Raw genomic sequence first — 17,488 nt, 5'->3', positions numbered from 1 at the left:
CGGCTGGCAAGGCGCAACAGTTGCAAGGAAAGCGAAAACCGGTTACTCTCCCTCTGGTTGCTTCAAATAAAATTTCTTCCACCATTAAGGATTTGGAAAGGGTCATCCCTCATCAAAGACCGGCATTAATTCCAAACGAAAGCTATCTATGACCACCTTACCCTGGTCACGAAAGTTGACCGTCACCTTGCCGCCGATGTTGCTTTGCACTTGGCCCGTGCCCCATTCGGGATGCTGCGGGTGCATGACCAGCATGCCCGGCGTCAGCAGCGCGTTCAGATCATCCATGCCGTTTCCAATCATCCTAAGGGGCCACCATGGACCAATTTAACATCGACCTGCCCGCGCTGATCGGCAGCCGCATCTGCCACGACTTAATATCGCCAATCGGCGCCATCAACAACGGGCTTGAACTGCTTGAAATGGCTGGCACCGGGGCCGCGCCGGGGCCAGAGCTGGCCCTGATCGGCCAAAGTGTCGAAAGCGCCTCGGCCCGTATCCGGTTTTTCCGCATCGCTTTCGGGGCCGCTGGCGATCAGACCATGGGCCAGAATGAGGTGACATCGATCCTGCGCGATCTCTATACCGCCTCACGGGTTGAGATCGACTGGCAGATCACAAGCCCCCAATCGCGCAACTGCGTGCGATTGGCGTTCCTGTCGCTGCTTTGTATGGAGACGGCTTTGCACCATGGCGGGCGGATCACCATTACCGTAGAGGCTGGCCAATGGCGTCTGCATGCCGAAGCCGACAAGATCGCGATAGACCCCGCACTTTGGGCGCTATTGTCTCAGCCGAATCCAGACCAGTCGCTACAACCTGCACAGGTCCAATTCGCGCTCTTGCCCATTTTGGCCCAAGCGCAGGGGAAAGAAATCACAGTCAAAAGCGCGGACACGGTCCTCACCCTGTTTTTCTAAGGGTCAGCCGCGCACCGTTCCCGCGCCCCGAACAAGGTACTTAAAGCTCGTCAACTGCGCCGCCCCGACGGGGCCGCGGGCGTGCAGTTTGCCCGTGGCGATGCCGATCTCCGCACCCATGCCAAACTCCCCCCCATCCGCGAATTGAGTGGAGGCGTTGTGCATCAGGATCGCCGAGTCCAACCCGTTAAAGAATTCCGTCGCGGTCTCAGTATTCTCGGTCAGGATGCAATCCGTATGGCCCGACCCGTACTGGCGAATATGGGCCATGGCGGCCTGAACATCGGGCACGACGCGCGCCGCCACGATCATGTCGAGGTACTCTTGCCCCCAATCCGTCTCGCTGGCCGGAACCGTGCCGGGGATATCCTGCAATGCCGCATCGGCGCGCACTTCGACACCGGCATCGATCAAGGCCCGGATCACACCTTTACCAATGGTTTTGGCGATATCCTCATGGACCAGCAAACACTCCGCCGCACCGCAGATGCCTGTGCGCCGCGTCTTGGCGTTCAGCACGACCTTCAGCGCTTTCTCAGGGTCGGCCTCGGCGTCGATATAGATATGCACGATCCCTTCGAGGTGGGCAAAGACCGGCACGCGCGCCTCACGCTGCACCAGCCCGACGAGTCCCTTGCCACCCCGCGGCACGATCACGTCGATGGTATCGGTCATGGTTAGCATTTCACGCACCGCCGCCCGGTCGCGTGTGGGCACCAGTTGCACCGCATCCTCGGGCATGCCCGCGTCCCGCAACCCCTGTTGCAGGCAGGCGTGGATGGCGCGGGAAGAATGAAAGCTTTCAGACCCGCCGCGCAGGATCACCGCGTTACCGGCCTTGAGGCAAAGCGCACCCGCGTCTGCCGTTACATTCGGACGCGATTCATAGATCACGCCGATCACGCCAAGCGGGGTCCGAACACGCTGGATGTTTAGCCCCGAAGGCTGGTCCCATTCGGCGATGATCTCTCCCACTGGGTCGGCCTGTTCCGCGACCGAGCGCAGCCCGTCGACCATGCCGCGAATGCGATCCTCGTCGAGCATCAGCCGGTCCATCATCGCATCTGACAGCCCCTTATCTCGACCAAAGTCGAGGTCCTGTGCATTGGCGGCGATGATCTCGGCCCGGTTCTTCCAAACGGCATCGGCGGCGCTGATCAATGCGGCATGTTTACGCTCTGCCGTGGCGCTTGCCAGACGCGCTGCCGCGGCACGGGCGCGGGCCCCGATATCGGCCATCAATTCAGAGATATTTTCGATGTCACTCATAGCCTTATGCCCCTGTCTTAATCTTGCGCGCGCCTAGAGCGCCATGTCGTCCCGATGAATCAAAGCCGCCCGCCCGGGATAGCCCAACAGGGCCTCGATCTCTGCGCTTTTGTGGCCCTTGATCTGCCCGATCTCTTCGGCGGAATAGCGGCTGAGACCATGGCCCACGGCATGCCCCGCCGGGTCGTACATGGCGATGCTGTCACCACGCTCAAAACGGCCTTCGACAGCCGTCACCCCCGCGGGTAACAGCGATGTGCCCCGCGCCAGGGCCGCGACCGCGCCGGCGTCCACAGTGACCGCCCCGCGCGGTTTCATCGCGGCGATCCAACGTTTGCGCGCGGCCTGCGGATCGCTCTGCGCGCTGAACCACGTGGCATTCGCCCCACCTTCAAGCGCAGTGAGCGGGCGCGAGACGAAACCATCGGTGATCGCCATCGCGCAGCCTGCCGTGGTCGCCGTGCGCGCGGCCATCAGTTTGGTCTTCATGCCACCTTTGGACAAACCCGACCCGGCATCGCCCGCCATCGCCTCAATCTCGGGCGTGATGCTGTCGATCACCTCATAGCGTTGCGCAGTCGGATCCTGCGAAGGATTGGCGCTGTAGAACCCATCCACATCGGAAAGCAAGATCAACTGATCCGCCCCCACTGTCACCGCGATCTGCGCCGCGAGACGATCGTTATCGCCAAAGCGGATTTCATCGGTCGCGACCGTGTCATTCTCATTCACAATCGGCACGACGCCGAGCGAAAGCAACTGCTCCAGCGTGGCGCGGCTGTTGAGGTATCGGCGGCGGTTGGCACTGTCTTCCAGCGTGACCAAGACTTGCGCGGTCGTGATGCCATGGGGGGCGAGCACCTCTTCGTAGGCCCGCGCGAGGCGGATTTGCCCGACAGCCGCCGCCGCCTGTGCCTGCTCAAGTGCCAAGACAGTAGGAGGGAGGCCCAAGACACCCCGTCCAAGTGCGATGGAGCCCGAGGAAACCAGTACAACGTCACAGCCCAACCCTTTGAGCCACAACACATCTTGCGCCAATCCGATCAGCCAGTCCCGGCGCAAATTGCCGCTCTCGCGGTCCACCAAAAGGGCGGAGCCGATCTTGATAACGACACGGCGGGCGGTGCTTAGGGTTGCCAAGGCGTGTCTTCCTCGGTGGTGCGGAAGCGCAGGCGGTCGTCATCGATGTTTTGGCGTAGGGTCCGCAATACTTCGGTCACGCCTTCACCTGCGACACTGGACATCATCATCACCTCGCCGCCGCAGGCTTTTTCCAAGTCATTCAAACGACCTGCACGCTCTTCTTCATCCAACGCATCAACTTTATTCAACACCGTGACGCGCGGCTTTTCTGCCAAATCGCCGCCATAGGCTTCTAGCTCGCCGATGATGGTATGGTAATCTTCCGCCACAGTCTCCGACGTGCCGTCGATCAGGTGTAGCAACACCGCGCAACGCTCGACATGGCCTAGGAAAAGATCGCCCAGCCCGCGCCCTTCGGAAGCGCCTTCGATAAGGCCGGGAATATCGGCTACGACGAATTCTGTGTTATCCACACCAACCACCCCAAGGTTCGGGTGCAGCGTGGTGAAAGGGTAATCCGCAATCTTTGGCCGCGCGTTCGACGTGGTCGCGAGGAAGGTCGACTTACCCGCGTTCGGCAAGCCCAGCAGGCCCACGTCGGCGATCAGCTTGAGCCGCAGCCAGAGCGTACGGTCCACGCCCTCTTGGCCCGGGTTTGAGCGGCGCGGCGCTTGGTTGGTGGCGGATTTGAAGTGCAGGTTGCCCCAGCCGCCATTGCCACCACGCGCTAGCTGCACGCGCTGGCCCAGCTCTGTCAGGTCAGCGATGACCGTTTCTTGATCCTCGTCGAGGATCTCCGTGCCGACGGGCACACGCAGGATGATGTCATCGCCATCCTTGCCGGTCCGCTGTTTGCCCATGCCGGGCTGCCCGTTCTTGGCAAAGAAGTGCTGCTGATAGCGAAAATCGATCAGCGTGTTCAGCCCATCCACCGCCTCGGCCCAGACCGAGCCGCCGGTGCCGCCATCGCCGCCATCCGGACCGCCATATTCGATGTATTTCTCGCGCCGGAACGACACACAGCCGCCGCCCCCGGCACCGGATCGGATATAGACTTTGCACAGGTCGAGAAACTTCATGGTCTTGCCTTTCAGGCGCGGGAAACGGAGCTAGAGCTTGCAGCTATAGGTCCATGTGGGTACGGCAGCCTCGCGGGCCAAGCAATAGGTTTCCGCGTCGCCGAGATAGACAAACCCTGCGTTGGTGAGCACCTTGGCCGAGGCCGGGTTGTCATGGAAAACAGAGGCAAAAAGCGCGTCATTGCCCAAGGGGTTGGCATCCACCAAAGCCTGCACCGCGTCGGAGGCCAGATGGGTGTTCCAGAACGCCGGGGCGACCCAATAGCCGATTTCGGACTGGTTCCGGTCGAGCCGGGTGAGAGAGATCACCCCCATGACCTCGGAACTCTCCGCGCGGGTGCCATCCATGACCCAGACGTCTTCTTCCCGGTCATCCGACATTGCGCGGGTCACATAGGCTTCGACACTGCCCGGCGGCAGCGGATGCGGGATAGAGGATGTCGCATTGGCGACCCGCGGGTCGCTGGCATACATCTCAATCATACCCATATCCGACCGGCGCACCGGGCGTAGGTCAAAACGCTCTGTCTCAATAACTGGTTGGTTCACAATCGCTTCCAACTGCATTGTCATGTTCCTCCTCCGAACAGACTGGATTGGGGGCTCTGGTCCAAGCTGGCCGCCCCTGCCCCGATGAGGCGCAAACAGCGCTTCGGGGCGTTGATACATTCGACATATTCCTCCCTGCCGAATGTAACGACTTTATCAAAATTCGGCCCTGTCCCGCCAAGAACGGTAAAACGATCTGACAGGCCGTCGAGCCTTGAACTGAAAAACAAACGCATGGGACATGTCCCGGAAAAAGAAAAGGGACCGGCGGTATCGCCGATCCCTGATTTTTTCAAACCCTTTGGGGTACGGCTTATTCAGCGGCCTCCGCGCGTGGCAGAACCGAAATAAACGTGCGGTTTTTCAGACCCTTGTGGAAGGTCACAGCGCCGTCGACGGTTGCAAAGATCGTGTGATCTTTGCCCATGCCAACGCCATTTGCAGGCCAGAACTTGGTCCCGCGCTGACGCACGATGATGTTGCCGGGGATAACGGCTTCGCCGCCATATTTTTTCACGCCAAGGCGACGACCTGCTGAGTCGCGCCCGTTACGGGATGAACCGCCTGCTTTTTTATGTGCCATCTCGGTCTCTCCTTAGCCTTTGGTCTTTTCTTTGGCCTGATCGACCCAGCCTTCACGCTGGATACGGCCTTTGAAAGACAGTTTCTCGTCAACTTCAGCGATATCCGCTTCGGTCCATGCTGCGATTTGAGCGAAGGAGGTGATCCCCGCTTCGTGCAGCTTTTTCTCAAGTGCGGGGCCGACGCCACTCAGCGCCTTCAGGTCGTCCGCGCCGGCGTCCGACATCTTGTCGGCTTTTTCGGCTTTCGGCGCAGCCTTGGTGGCTTTTGCCTTCTTTGCTTTCTTGATCTGCGCGGCGTCATCGGTCTTGCCGGTGATCGCGGCCACAGCGGAGGCGCTCACGGAACCGGTGCCAACAGCAGCCGATACACCCGACTTATCCGCGCCCGAAGACAGGATGTCGGTGATCTTGATCAAGGTCAGTTTCTGACGGTGACCTTTGGTACGCTTGGAAGAGTGCTTCCGGCGACGCTTGACGAAGTTGATGACCTTTTCGCCTTTGATCTGGTCAACGACTTCGGCCTGAACGCCGGCGTCTTTAACCATGGGCGCGCCGAGCACGGGGCTGTCGCCGCCGAGCATCAGAACTTCGTTGAACTGGACTGTTTCGCCAGCATTGGCCGCAATACGTTCAACCCGCAGCATATCGCCGGATTGCACTTTGTATTGCTTGCCGCCTGTCTTGATGACCGCAAACATGCGTCTTCCTTTTCTGTCATCCGCGTTCTGTGGCCCCCGCTTGGGAGTTTGTGGATGGCTTTCCGGCCGATCCGCCTCGAACAGCGCGCCCATGGGGCGTCATTAAAAAACAATCCCTAAGACGGATTACCCGCCGGGATGCGGGCTTATCTTCGGTATGGCGGGACAAGTCAAGTAGGTTTTCGCGCTCAATTCTCGGCGCCCGTCACAGGCTTTCGGCCACCATATTCAGGGCCAGAGCACGCCCAAGCCCGTAAGAGATATCCTCATAAGCCCGGCCAAACCCGTCGAAAAGCGCCCGGTTGAGGGCACGCCCGGCGCCTGTCTCTGCAAATTGAGCATATTGTGCAATCTCGGCGTCGCGCAGGGGGTGATAGGCCAGCAGAAGATAGGCGTGCATCCAGACAGAGGTGTCTTCGGTAACCGCCTCCAGCTCGGCACCGACCTCGGCCAAGAGGTCTTCGTCACTGTCTTCCAAGGCGCCACCGTCGCGCATTCCGCGCAGGAACTGGAAATTGCTGTTGAGCGCCGTGCTGACATTGCGGTCAACCATATCGGCGGCGTCGATCAAGCGGCGGATCAGAGCGACCCGTGGATCATGATCCCCGGCCAATACGCCATAATGCGCCCGCGCGATCTGCTCCACTTCCGGCTCGGCAATGGCAGCACGGCCCGCGTTCTCCAGCCCGACGATCCGACCGCCCAATTCCGTTGAATAAAAGTCAATCGCCTGTTCGACTTCGGCAGAAGTCATCGTCTCTTCCAGTGCCCGGCGCACCATTTCGACCATGCGCCCGGCGTCATGGATGCTTTCGACCTGCGTCTGCCAGCCCGGACCGCCCTGCCCGCCCAGCATGTCTTGGTTCAGCATCTCGGCATGGGCCTGCCCTTCGTCACTGAGGATCACCGCCGCTTGCCGAAGCTCCAACAGATCGACAAGCACGGTCATGCGCGCGTCGGCCCAAGCGGGCAAAGCCAGAAGCCACAGGAGTGGCGCAAATACCCAAGCCCGCATCAGAGGTCCTGACTGGGCTGCATCGCCGCCAGCCGGGTGGCCACGGCCTCGAACCGATTGGCCATGATCTCATATTGGACGGCGTTCATCAGCGTATAAACCTGCTGCATCTCGGGATGCTCCAGCGCTTCGGCATAGGCGAGCAGATCGTCGTCTGAGAAGGATTGATAGGTGTAGGCCGCGTTGGCCAAAGCGTTCGCGGTAATCTGAGCGCCCAGTTCATCGGCTTGCGCGCGCATCGCTTCGCGCAGGTCAGGCTCTTCCATCTGCAATTCGATCACCCCGGCGCCCGCGGCGGCCAAAAGGAAGCGGATCTGCACCTCTTGAATGGCCCGGACCGAGATCTCTTCGACATCGCTGGCGACATTCAAACGCCGCAGTGTTTCCAATCGCGGCGAGCCAATGCGCTCAAGCCCCGCCACAATTGCGGCACCGCTTTCCGCCTTCAACCCGTCATCCTCGGCCATATGCGCCTTGTTCTCTACGGCCACCAAACGCTGGCCCAGATCGCTCGCATAGAAATCGGCGGCATGATCCAGCAGATCGTCGCTCAGCGTTTCAGACAGGATATCCATCGCCATGCCGTGCATCAACTCGGTGTCAAAGACATCCCGCACCAGCCGCGACCATTCCGAGCCGAAATCCTCGCTTTGCAGCCCCAGCATCTCGGGCGCGGAATCGGCAGAGAGGCGAATGCTCTCCAACGCCACGTCAAAGCCGGTTACTTCTAAGAACCGCTCCAACGCGCCGCGCTCCGCCGCCCGTAGCGGCAGGGCAAGGGCGACAAGCAGCATCATCGCCATAACGAAGGGGGCTGCGATCAATCTATTTTGGCGAAACATGGGCTGTCCTTTCGCGGAATTCTGCCTTTAAACTTAGGCTGTACCAGCCCCGGCGCAATGAAAATCCCCAAACTTTCCCTTGATGCGCAAAACCCCTCTTGCCACTGCCTGAAAAGGCGACTAAACGGACCCCCCAGACCCCCGCGGAGAGGTGCCGGAGTGGTCGAACGGGGCGGTCTCGAAAACCGTTGAGCCTTCACGGGTTCCCAGGGTTCGAATCCCTGTCTCTCCGCCACTACCGCCTTGAGAGTAGTGACTTTTTCCCAGATCGATGATGGTTGACGATGTGCTGAATATCGCTCGACCCCAGTAGGCGCAGGCGCCTGTTCTAGCCCTTCGCATGCCCCTTCACAGCACCTCCACCTCCAATTGATCCAGATCAATGCAGCTTCCCCGGCCCCGCCCCATACTGGCCACGGTCACATGAGGAGCGCCGCTATGCAAAATGCCACACTGACAGTCGTTCTCGGGGTCAACGCCCGGCCCAACCGGTTAGAGGCCCTCGCGCGCGAGGCGCAGTCCCATGGCGCCCATCTGATCGTTCTTCTGCTCAGCGAAACCGCTCCGGTTCCGGTCTATTCAATGGGCGTGGGAGAGCTCAGCACCTATTCCCTTCCCGCTGGCTGGCAATCGGATGTGGATGAGGCCCGCGCCGCGGTCGAACAGCAGCGCAAGGAATTCTCTCAGTATCTGACCGACCAAGGTGCCAGCGCGGATGTCCGCGCGGTCTGTGGTGAAGCCACGGCCCTTCGAAACACCGTCGCGCGGGCGGGGCTGACCTGTGATGCGGTGCTTGTCGGGACGGACCTGCGCGAAGACGCGCGCTTGTTCGAAGACATCGTCCATGCCGCGCTGTTCGATTCCGCCGCCCCCGTCTTGCTGAACATATCGAACCCACAGGCGGCTCTGGCCCCGCAATCGGTCTTTGTGGCATGGAAAGCGGGCCTCCCCGCCACGCGGGCGATCCGGGCGGCTTTGCCAAGCCTGCGGGCCGCGCGGGAGGTAACTGTGGCGCTCTTCGATCCGGTCTCGATCTCTGCCTATGACGGGGAAAACCCCGGCACAGATGTCGCGGCATGGTTGACCCTCCAAGGGTGCCACGTCGCGGTGCAGCAATATGCAAGCGGCGGAGAGGACATCGCCACCGCGATTGTGAAGCGCGCCAAGGAAACCGGCGCCGAGCTGATCGTCATGGGGGCCTATGACCACTCCCGCCTGCGCGAAAAGGTTTTTGGCGGCACGACCCGCAGCCTGATTGAACAAAGCGCCTTTCCCGTGCTTCTGTCGCACTAATGCCCGCTGATACAAAGGACCTGCTGCACATGCGCCCTTGTCTAACCGCCTTTGTCGGGCTGTCCTGCGCCCTTCTCGCTGCCTGTTCAGACGGGCCTTCCGAAGATGCCGACCGGGTCCGCGAAGGGCAGCGGGTCTATGCAAAGGAATGCGCCGCCTGCCACGGTGCGCGGGGCGAAGGGGCTGGCCCGATGTCGCTGCAGCTTGATGTCGTGCCGCCTAACTTGGCTGGGCTGAAACAGCGCAATGACGGGTATTTCCCACGCGAATTTGTCAGCCGCTTTGTCATGGGCCAGCTTGCAAAAGACGATCCTGCCTCCCCGATGCCCGACTTTTCCGCCGTTGGGCTGCGCCATGTTTACCCCAATGGCGGCGCGGATGGGGGGGTGCTGGAAACCGATTTTGCCGATCTTCTCGATTATTTGGAAGCGATCCAGTGGTAGGGACGGCGCGGTGTAGAATACAACCGGCGCGGCCCTGAGCGTCACCCCCTCCATTGCGCCCAAACCCTTAGCCGCGCTATCGAATGCCCTGCCCCGCAGCCCCTACAGACGGACACCTCGCATGAAGATCAACGACGAAAGCCCCGTTCTGCTGGCCCTTCTGGACGCCGCCGTCGACGCCATGGTGGTGGCCGATCACGCAGGCAATATCCTGCGGGTGAACAAGGCGGCGGCCACGCTTTTCGGCCATCCGGTCGAGGCTCTGGTGGGGCAAAACGTGCGCATGTTGATGCCGGGGGACATGGCCGTTCAACACGACGGCTTCCTGCGCCACCACCTCGATACCGGAGAGAAACGCATCATCGGCGTGGGCCGCGATGTCGAAGGGCTGCGCGCGGATGGCACTGTCTTCCCGCTACATCTTTCCGTAGGCCGCGCAGATATCTCTGGCGAGGTCGCTTTTGTCGGCATCATGCACGATCTGTCGCGCCGAAAAGCCGCCGAAGAGGCCACCGCCCGCTCGCAACGAATGGACGCCATCGGCCAGATGACCGGCGGCATCGCGCATGATTTCAACAACCTGCTGACGGTGGTGATTGGCAATCTGGAACTGCTGGAAATGTCGGAAACCTCTGCCAAAAGCGGCGCATTGATTTCCGACGCGCTTGAAGCCGCAGAGATCGGGGCGGACCTGACTTCTCGTCTGATGGTCTTTGCCCGCAAAAGCACGCTGAACGCCGCGGTGATCGACCTCAACGCCGAAGTCTCCAAGGCCGTGGCGATGCTCAAGCGGACCATCCATGGCCATATCGCGGTCGAGACGGCCTTTGCCGAGGATCTCTGGCAGGCCAAGGTGGACGCCACCCAACTCCAGACCGCCGTCTTGAACATCGCCCTCAATGCCCAAGATGCCATGCCCTCGGGCGGTAAGATCACGTTGGAAACCCGCAACATGCAGCTTGATGACACTTATGTCGCACAAGAGATCGGCATCGACATGGGCAACTACATCCGCCTGTCGATCGCCGACACGGGCGCGGGCATGTCCCCCGAAACCCGCACCCGCGCGATGGAGCCGTTCTTTTCGACCAAGCCGGTCGGTCAAGGCACGGGGCTGGGCCTGTCGATGGTTTACGGCTTCATCAAGCAATCCGGCGGGCATATCGCGATTTACAGCGAATTGGGCAAAGGCACGACGATCAGCCTCTATTTCCCCGCGCTTAAAGACAGCGCACGGGCGCGCCCCGTATTGAGTGAGGACCCCGCGCGGCACGCCGCCATCGGCAGCGGCCTGCGCGTGCTGCTGGTTGAGGATGACCCGATGGTGCTGCGTTTGTCCGAAACCCGGCTGAGAACGCTGGGATTCGACTGCGTTACGGCAACGACTGGCGATGCCGCTTGGGACATCCTGCAACGGCGCGACGACATCGATGTGGTCTTTACCGATCTGGTGATGCCCGGCGAACTTTCGGGCCATGCTTTGGCCAAACGGGTCGCGGCAAAAATGCCCGTTCTGAAGATATTGATCACTTCAGGCTTTTCCGAAAACGTCCTGCGCGGAGAGGAGGAGACCCATGCCTTCGCCATCCTGCGTAAACCCTACAGACAGGCGGATTTGGCCGAGGCATTCCGCAGCTTACTGCGGGATTAATCCGCGCTCTCGCCAAAGCTCTCTTCGGGGCTTTCGGTCAACACATAGCCGACCCCGCGCACCGTCTTGATCAACTGCGGGCGGGCCGGATCACGCTCGACTTTTTTGCGCAGGCGCGCCACTTGGTTGTCAATTGTGCGGTCCAACGGGGCCCAGTTCTGCCCGTCGATCAGGTCCATCAGCCGGTCGCGCGACAGCGGTTTCTTCGCATGGGTCAAAAAGGCGGCCAAGAGTTTGAAATCAGCCGTGGTCAGATCCCCCTCCTGCCCGTCACGGCCCAGCAGCAGCATCCGGTCGAGGTTGATCTTTAGCCCATCGAGCGCGAGCCATGGATCTGCCTTTAGGGGTCCGGGGGCCTCCGCCTCGCGTTTGCCACTGCGCCGCAAAACCGATTTCACACGGGCCAAAACCTCTCGCACATGGAACGGCTTGGTCAGATAGTCATCCGCGCCCAGTTCCAGCCCGACGACCCTGTCAATCACATCGTCTTTGCCCGTCACCATGAAGATCGGCACGTCATGGTCGCGCTGAAGCTCACGCGCGATGTCCAGCCCGTCTTCCGCGCCGAGGTTGAGATCCAATGTCACCAGATCAAAGGCTTCCGCCGCAAAGGCCGCCCGCACGCTTTGCGCGTTATGCGCCTCGGTCACAAGGTAGCCATCGCTTTCAAGGCAGCGCCTCAGAAGCGTTCGGATCTTGGCATCGTCATCAACAACAAGGATTTTTTTCGCGGTCACGGCCATCACCCACAAAAGCTGCGCTTGTATAGTCCGCAACCCAAGCGAGCACCACCCGCCACGCCATCCCCTGCGACAAAGCGTTACAAACGGATACAACATCGCAGGTCTTGCTGCGACATGCGCCTGAGAATGTGACCGCGCCCCAGAAAGGACGATCGCATGTACGTGACGCTATCAAATGAGTTCACCCCCGCAACCAAAGTGCCCGAGGCGCAGCTTTGCCCCCGCGCCCCCGCCGCGCTGACGGCGCGCAAGCGGCAGGCGGTCGGGACGCATCTATTTCGCGAAGGCGATGTCGCCCATCATATCTATGAGATCACCTCGGGTGTCTTTCGTCTGACCCGCGTGCTGGGCAACGGGCGGCGGCAGGTCATCGCCTTTGGCCTGCCGGGCGACATCATCGGCTTTCCCAACGGCGCGCTGCATCACAGCGATTGCGAAGCGATTGAACCCGCCGAGTTAATCGCCCACCCCCGCCACTCGCTCGACGATTTCGACGGAGACAACAGTACGCATAAACGGCTGCTGAACGCCGCCCTGCGTGAGATTTCGGCGATGCAGGATCATTTCATGATGCTGGCCCGCAAATCCGCGATGGAAAAACTCGCGTCCTTTCTGATCACGCTGGCGGAGCGCAACGGGCGGCCGATCGGCAATCACACCACCTGCGCCCTGCCCATGACACGCGGCGACATCGCCGATTTTCTGGGCCTGACAATCGAAACCGTCAGCCGCACCCTGACCCGCCTGCGCAAACAGGATATCATCGCGCTTGAAACCTCTCAGACGGTCCTGATCAAGGACATGGACGCGCTGATCTCGGCCTCGCAGGCCGCAGACTGAAAGCAATCTTCCACAGAACCAAAAGCGCGGGTTTCGGCCCGCGCTTTGCGCTTCAGGCCGTTTTGTCCGGTCTCGGCCGGTCCTCGCCATTGGGCACCTCCCCATTCTCCAGCAAAATCCGCGCGGCGTCGCCTTCCAGATCATCGTATTGCCCATTGCGCAGCGTCCAAAGACAGGCCGCAAGCCCGGCCGCGCCAAGGCAAATGGAGACGGGGATCAGAACGATCAGGATATTCATCGGCGCACCGCATTCAAAACCACGAGGATAGAGGAAGAAGACATCACCGCCGCCGCCATCAGCGGGGTGGCAAAGCCCATGACCGCCACCGGGATCGCGACCGCGTTATAGGCCGCGGCCAAGGCCAAGTTCTGCCGAATGCGGCTGCGCGCCCGCCGCGCCAGACGCAACGTATCCTCCACCGCAGATAGATCACCGCCCAGCATCACCCCGTCCGAGGCGACCCGCGCCGCATCCAGTGCCGTGGCCGGGGCAAGGGACGCATGGGCCCCCGCAAGAGCCGCCGTGTCATTCAGACCATCGCCCACCATCAGCACCCGCCTGCCCTGCGCAGCCATATCGCGGACCAGATCGGCCTTATCCTCTGGCCTGACGGCGGCATGGACTGTGGCAATGCCCAATGTTCGGGCCAAAATAGCCGCCCGATGCGCGGTATCTCCGGTGACCATGGCGACCTCCAGCCCCCGCTCTTGCAGCGCGCTGACCACTTCTGCGGCACCGGCGCGGGGTGTTTCAATCAGCGGCAGGGGGATGCAACGGTCTGGCAGTTGCAGCTCTGGCCCATCCTGCCCCCGGCGCAAGGAAACCGGCGCGCCGTTCCACAGACCGCGGATCCCCTGCCCCGGCACCTCTCGCACTTCGCGCAACTCGGCGGGCATATGAGCCTGCAGCGCCGCTGCCAAGGCGCGTGACGCCGGATGGTCCGACGCCTGCGCGAGGGAAAGTGCCACCGAAGCCGCGCGCGGATCAAGCGCGGGCAGACGCGCCACGCCTTCGGTCAGCGTCCCGGTCTTGTCGAACAGAACCGTGTCGATCTCGGCCAAACGCTCCAGCGCCGTGGGGGATTTCAGCAGCACGCCCGCGCGGAACAAACGCCCCGTCATCGCCGCCGTTACCGCTGGAATGGCCAGTGCCAAGGCGCAGGGGCAGGTGATGATCAGCGTCGCCGTGGCCACCGCGATCGCCTGATAGAGGTCCCCCGTCAGCCCCCACCAAACGGCGAAGGCCAGCGCCGCCAAGCCATGCACCACCGGCGCGTAAAGCCGTGCCGCCCGGTCCGCGATCCCGCTGTAGCGGTGCTTGCCCGTCTCGGCCACTTCGACGAGGGCCGCGAGGCGGCGCAGGGTGCTGTCCTCGGCGCGGCGGGTGACGCGCAGGTTCAGCGGCGCACCGAGGATCACCTCGCCCGCACAGACCGCCCCGCCCGCCGCCACGGCAACGGGGTCGGCCTCTCCAGTCAGGGCGGAGCGGTCCAGCATCGCGGCCCCTAGGGCGATCCCATCCACCGGGGCGCGGGCCCCGGCAGCAAGGGCGATGTGGTCGTCGGGCATCACGGCGCTCACCTCCACCGTCTCACGGCCCTTAGCGGTCAGCCGGGTGGCACGCGGTAGTTCCAGCGCCGTCAATTCCGCCGCGGCAGAGCGCGCCGTCGCCCTTGCGCGGTGCTCAAGATAGCGGCCCACCAGCAGGAAAAAGGTCAGCGACAGCGCCGCGTCGAACCATGTATGCGCCCCCGTGGCGGCAAAAGTCTCATAAAGTGAAGTCGCCGCCGCCAGCAGGATCGCCAGCGCAATTGGCACGTCCATGTTCATCCGCCCGGCCCTTAGGGCGCCCCCTGCCGAGGCAAAGAACGGCACCGCGGAGAAGACCAGTGCAGGCAGCGCGATGGCCGCGGAAACCCAGTGAAACATCTCTCGCGTGATATCGCCCGCCCCGGACCAGACCGCGACGGAAACCGCCATCACGTTCATCATGGCAAAGCCCGCCACCGCAGCACGGGCCAGCAGGCGGCGGCCTGTGTCATCCCCCGCGGGGCGCAGGGCGGTTGCGTCCAACTCATGTGCCTCAAAGCCGGCATCGTTCAGCGCCTGAAGCGCCGCGCTGGCGTCATATCCGGGCATCAGGACGATCCGCACCCGTTTGGCCCCAAGGTTCACGCGCGCCGATTTGATCGAGGGCAGTTTAGCCAAGACCCCCTCGACCCCCGCAATACAGGCCGCGCAGCGGATCTGTGGCAAGGCGAGGTGAAGTGCCTTGTCGTTCTCTGCAACCCGCTGCGCTGCGGCCTCGGCCGAGGGGGCGGCTGCGACACAGCCCGGACAGGCGGCAACGGTCATGGGGTCACCCGCAACGAAATGCGGCGGCGAAAGAGCGTGCCATCGGCGGCGCGCATCTCGATCCGTAGGTTCCAGTTGCCAGCGCCTGCGGTGACCGGGGCCACCAATGCGTGGCCATCCCACGCAAAGGCAGGCGTCATGTCGTCCGCCACAGTGGTCGCGCGGCCCAGTGTCGCCGTGATGATCTCGGGCTGTACCACCTCCTCTTCAGCGTCCCGCACAGCCAAGCGCAGCGCGGTGGCGGTCAGCTTTGCCTCAACCGTCCAGCCCAAAGCCTGCTGCGCCGCGCGGTCCGTGTCGAAATTTTGCGAGGCGATGTAGCTCGACTCGGTTTCCTTGCCCGGAAAGGTGCGCACCGCGTTGAACGCAAGCGCGAGGTTCACCGCGATGATGATCGAAAAGCCGCCCACGAAGATCGCCAGCACATGCCAGCCTGTGAGGGGGCGTTGCCTTTGCAACTCTGCTGCGGTCATTGGCTGTCCTTTCCATTGAAAATCGTATCGCCAAAGGCCCGCTCGCCTGAGCGGATATCTTCGACCCAAAAACGCAGATCGCTGCGCGGCGCTGCGGCGGCTTCGGTCTGCGGCGGGGCGATTACATAGACCCGTTGCAGGCGGGTCGTGTCGGCGGGCACAGCAACCACCGGATCAGGCGCCCCCTCGATGCTGAGGCCCAAGCCATGGTCCCCCGCGAGAGACAGCCGGAACGCCCGCGCCTCCCCATGTTTGTTGCGCAGACGGATGTCATAGGCGTTGCGGATCGATCCATCCGACAGGGTAACGAAGGTCGGGTTGCGCACCGGGGCGATGGTCATGTCGATCTCGGGCCGGATGAACAGGGCCACGACAAGCGCCACACCGATGGCCGCCCAAGCGGCGGTGTAGATGAGCGTCCGAGGGCGGAAGACATGCTGCCAAAGCGGCTTGGGCTGCCACGGAGGCTGGATGGCCCCGGCGACATCCCCCGCCGGTGTCTCGGCAAGGCCCGCCACGGCGGCGCTCGCCTTGGGCGCAGTGGGCGGCTCATCATCCAGCGCGAGGTAGTCGATTAGCCCGCGCGGGCGGCCGATCTTGGCCATCACATCGTCGCAGGCGTCGATGCAGAGCGCGCAGGTGATACATTCCATCTGCTGGCCTTCGCGGATGTCGATCCCCATCGGGCAGACCGCGACACAGGCGTTGCAATCGATGCAATCGCCCAAGACCTCTCCATCCCGCGATTGGCGGTCGCCTGCGGTGTTTTTGTCCAGCGCCGCGCCGTAGCGCGCCACCGCATTGCCGCTGCCGATCGCCTCTGCCGCCGCTTTCTGGCGCCTTACCCCGCCCTTGCCGCGCGGCTCCCCCCGCCATTTGCGGTAGCCGACGGTCAGCGTTCCGGGGTCCATCATCGCACCTTGGATGCGGGGCCAAGGGCACATGTAGATGCAGACCTGTTCGCGCATGAAGCCGCCAAAGATAAAGGTCGTGGCCGTCAGCACGGCAATGGTGGCATAGGCGACGGGGGCGGCTTGCAGGGTCACGAGGTCGCATGCCAGACTGGGTGCATCGGCAAAGTAAAAGACCCAAGCCCCGCCCGTGGCCACCGCGATCAGCAGCCAGACCAGCCATTTCGCCCCCCGCAGCCGCGCCTTGCGCAGGCTCCACGGCGCGTTGTGCAAACGAATACGGGCGTTGCGGTCGCCCTCGATCCAGCGTTCGACGGTCATGAAGAGATCGGACCAGACGGTTTGCGGGCAGGCATAGCCGCACCAGACCCGACCCAGAGCGGAGGTGAACAAGAACAACCCCAGCCCAGCCATGATCAGCAGCCCGGCCACAAAGTAAAACTCATGCGGCCAAATCTCGATCCAGAAGAAATGGAAGCGCCGGTTGGCGAGATCAACCAGAACCGCTTGGTCCGGCAGGTTCGGCCCCCTGTCCCAGCGAATCCACGGGGTGACGTAATAGACCCCCAGCGTGAGGATCAGGATCACCCATTTTAACCGGCGAAAGAAGCCGCTCACCCGGCGGGGAAAAATCGGCTCTCGTGCGGCAAAAAGCGGGGGGGCGGCGTTGGACATCGGCGGTTGGCTCCGGGGGGTTGCGTCTTGCGGCCTACACCCCTGGGGCGCAGGCCGCTTTGATC

19 protein-coding genes and 1 tRNA gene are annotated in these 17,488 nt (G+C 62.4%); 6 read left to right on the top strand and 14 right to left on the bottom strand.

From position 1 onward, the window contains the following. Window positions 1-102 precede the first annotated feature (102 nt). A complete protein-coding gene (locus tag T8A63_RS08900) occupies window positions 103-288 on the bottom strand; it encodes a DUF3553 domain-containing protein (protein WP_067262087.1) in 186 nt (61 codons plus the stop codon). Window positions 289-317: 29 nt separating this feature from the next. Here T8A63_RS08900 and T8A63_RS08895 point away from each other — a divergent pair, with 29 nt between their 5' ends. Continuing rightward, window positions 318-920, top strand: a complete 603-nt coding sequence (locus T8A63_RS08895) for a histidine phosphotransferase family protein (RefSeq protein ID WP_322345609.1) — start codon at window positions 318-320, stop codon at window positions 918-920. A gap of 3 nt (window positions 921-923) precedes the next feature. Here T8A63_RS08895 and T8A63_RS08890 read toward each other — a convergent pair whose 3' ends face one another. From T8A63_RS08890 to T8A63_RS08855, 8 genes are all read right to left on the bottom strand, one after another. Next, window positions 924-2,189: a glutamate-5-semialdehyde dehydrogenase gene (locus tag T8A63_RS08890; protein ID WP_322345608.1), complete on the bottom strand. Its 1,266-nt coding sequence runs from the start codon at window positions 2,187-2,189 to the stop codon at window positions 924-926. Between the two features lie 33 nt (window positions 2,190-2,222). After that, window positions 2,223-3,329 (bottom strand): glutamate 5-kinase, encoded by a 1,107-nt coding sequence (gene proB / locus T8A63_RS08885; RefSeq protein ID WP_300052774.1) that lies wholly within the window; start codon window positions 3,327-3,329, stop codon window positions 2,223-2,225. Next, window positions 3,317-4,351: a GTPase ObgE gene (gene obgE, locus T8A63_RS08880; protein WP_322345606.1), complete on the bottom strand. Its 1,035-nt coding sequence runs from the start codon at window positions 4,349-4,351 to the stop codon at window positions 3,317-3,319. Before obgE ends, proB begins: the two co-directional genes overlap by 13 nt. Window positions 4,352-4,381: 30 nt before the next feature. Then, window positions 4,382-4,918 carry a GNAT family N-acetyltransferase gene (locus T8A63_RS08875; protein WP_067936064.1) on the bottom strand — a complete coding sequence of 179 codons (537 nt, stop codon included), beginning with the start codon at window positions 4,916-4,918 and terminating at the stop codon, window positions 4,382-4,384. A gap of 295 nt (window positions 4,919-5,213) precedes the next feature. After that, window positions 5,214-5,483, bottom strand: coding sequence for a 50S ribosomal protein L27 (gene rpmA, locus T8A63_RS08870; RefSeq protein WP_007119633.1), 270 nt, complete (start codon window positions 5,481-5,483; stop codon window positions 5,214-5,216). A 12-nt stretch (window positions 5,484-5,495) separates the two neighbouring features. Continuing rightward, on the bottom strand, window positions 5,496-6,182 hold the full coding sequence (locus tag T8A63_RS08865; RefSeq protein WP_322345604.1) for a 50S ribosomal protein L21: 687 nt from the start codon (window positions 6,180-6,182) through the stop codon (window positions 5,496-5,498). A 205-nt stretch (window positions 6,183-6,387) separates the two neighbouring features. After that, on the bottom strand, window positions 6,388-7,197 hold the full coding sequence (locus T8A63_RS08860; RefSeq protein WP_322345602.1) for a DUF2059 domain-containing protein: 810 nt from the start codon (window positions 7,195-7,197) through the stop codon (window positions 6,388-6,390). Next, window positions 7,197-8,039: a DUF2059 domain-containing protein gene (locus tag T8A63_RS08855; protein ID WP_416153238.1), complete on the bottom strand. Its 843-nt coding sequence runs from the start codon at window positions 8,037-8,039 to the stop codon at window positions 7,197-7,199. The genes T8A63_RS08860 and T8A63_RS08855 overlap by 1 nt, the downstream gene beginning before the upstream one ends. 145 nt (window positions 8,040-8,184) lie before the next feature. On the opposite strand from T8A63_RS08855, the gene T8A63_RS08850 reads away from it, so the two are divergent. From T8A63_RS08850 to T8A63_RS08835, 4 genes are all read left to right on the top strand, one after another. Further along, window positions 8,185-8,274, top strand: a tRNA-Ser gene (locus T8A63_RS08850). Between the two features lie 203 nt (window positions 8,275-8,477). Further along, on the top strand, window positions 8,478-9,332 hold the full coding sequence (locus tag T8A63_RS08845; protein ID WP_322345601.1) for a universal stress protein: 855 nt from the start codon (window positions 8,478-8,480) through the stop codon (window positions 9,330-9,332). A gap of 29 nt (window positions 9,333-9,361) precedes the next feature. Next, window positions 9,362-9,775 carry a cytochrome c gene (locus tag T8A63_RS08840; protein ID WP_322345599.1) on the top strand — a complete coding sequence of 138 codons (414 nt, stop codon included), beginning with the start codon at window positions 9,362-9,364 and terminating at the stop codon, window positions 9,773-9,775. A 121-nt stretch (window positions 9,776-9,896) separates the two neighbouring features. Further along, window positions 9,897-11,426: a PAS domain S-box protein gene (locus tag T8A63_RS08835; RefSeq protein ID WP_322345597.1), complete on the top strand. Its 1,530-nt coding sequence runs from the start codon at window positions 9,897-9,899 to the stop codon at window positions 11,424-11,426. Here the strand turns inward: T8A63_RS08835 and T8A63_RS08830 are convergent. Then, on the bottom strand, window positions 11,423-12,169 hold the full coding sequence (locus tag T8A63_RS08830) for a response regulator (protein ID WP_322345690.1): 747 nt from the start codon (window positions 12,167-12,169) through the stop codon (window positions 11,423-11,425). The two genes, T8A63_RS08835 and T8A63_RS08830, sit on opposite strands and share 4 nt — an antisense overlap. Window positions 12,170-12,325: 156 nt before the next feature. Here T8A63_RS08830 and T8A63_RS08825 point away from each other — a divergent pair, with 156 nt between their 5' ends. Then, window positions 12,326-13,009 carry a helix-turn-helix domain-containing protein gene (locus T8A63_RS08825; protein WP_322345595.1) on the top strand — a complete coding sequence of 228 codons (684 nt, stop codon included), beginning with the start codon at window positions 12,326-12,328 and terminating at the stop codon, window positions 13,007-13,009. A gap of 52 nt (window positions 13,010-13,061) precedes the next feature. On the opposite strand, the gene ccoS is transcribed toward T8A63_RS08825, so the two are convergent. From ccoS to ccoG, 4 genes are read right to left on the bottom strand one after another with little or no spacing between them, the layout of a single operon-like run. After that, window positions 13,062-13,247 carry a cbb3-type cytochrome oxidase assembly protein CcoS gene (gene ccoS, locus T8A63_RS08820; protein WP_300052803.1) on the bottom strand — a complete coding sequence of 62 codons (186 nt, stop codon included), beginning with the start codon at window positions 13,245-13,247 and terminating at the stop codon, window positions 13,062-13,064. Beyond that, complete coding sequence (locus T8A63_RS08815; protein ID WP_322345593.1) at window positions 13,244-15,364, bottom strand: heavy metal translocating P-type ATPase; 2,121 nt, start codon at window positions 15,362-15,364, stop codon at window positions 13,244-13,246. The genes ccoS and T8A63_RS08815 overlap by 4 nt, the downstream gene beginning before the upstream one ends. Beyond that, window positions 15,361-15,837 (bottom strand): FixH family protein, encoded by a 477-nt coding sequence (locus T8A63_RS08810; protein ID WP_322345592.1) that lies wholly within the window; start codon window positions 15,835-15,837, stop codon window positions 15,361-15,363. The genes T8A63_RS08815 and T8A63_RS08810 overlap by 4 nt, the downstream gene beginning before the upstream one ends. Continuing rightward, on the bottom strand, window positions 15,834-17,423 hold the full coding sequence (gene ccoG / locus T8A63_RS08805; RefSeq protein ID WP_322345590.1) for a cytochrome c oxidase accessory protein CcoG: 1,590 nt from the start codon (window positions 17,421-17,423) through the stop codon (window positions 15,834-15,836). Before ccoG ends, T8A63_RS08810 begins: the two co-directional genes overlap by 4 nt. Window positions 17,424-17,488 lie beyond the last annotated feature (65 nt).

The sequence above is a fragment of the Sulfitobacter sp. OXR-159 genome (genome assembly GCF_034377145.1).
Lineage (GTDB): Bacteria > Pseudomonadota > Alphaproteobacteria > Rhodobacterales > Rhodobacteraceae > Sulfitobacter.
The sequence above is the reverse complement of the archived record's forward strand: the minus strand, read 5'-3'. Positions and strand labels throughout refer to the sequence as shown.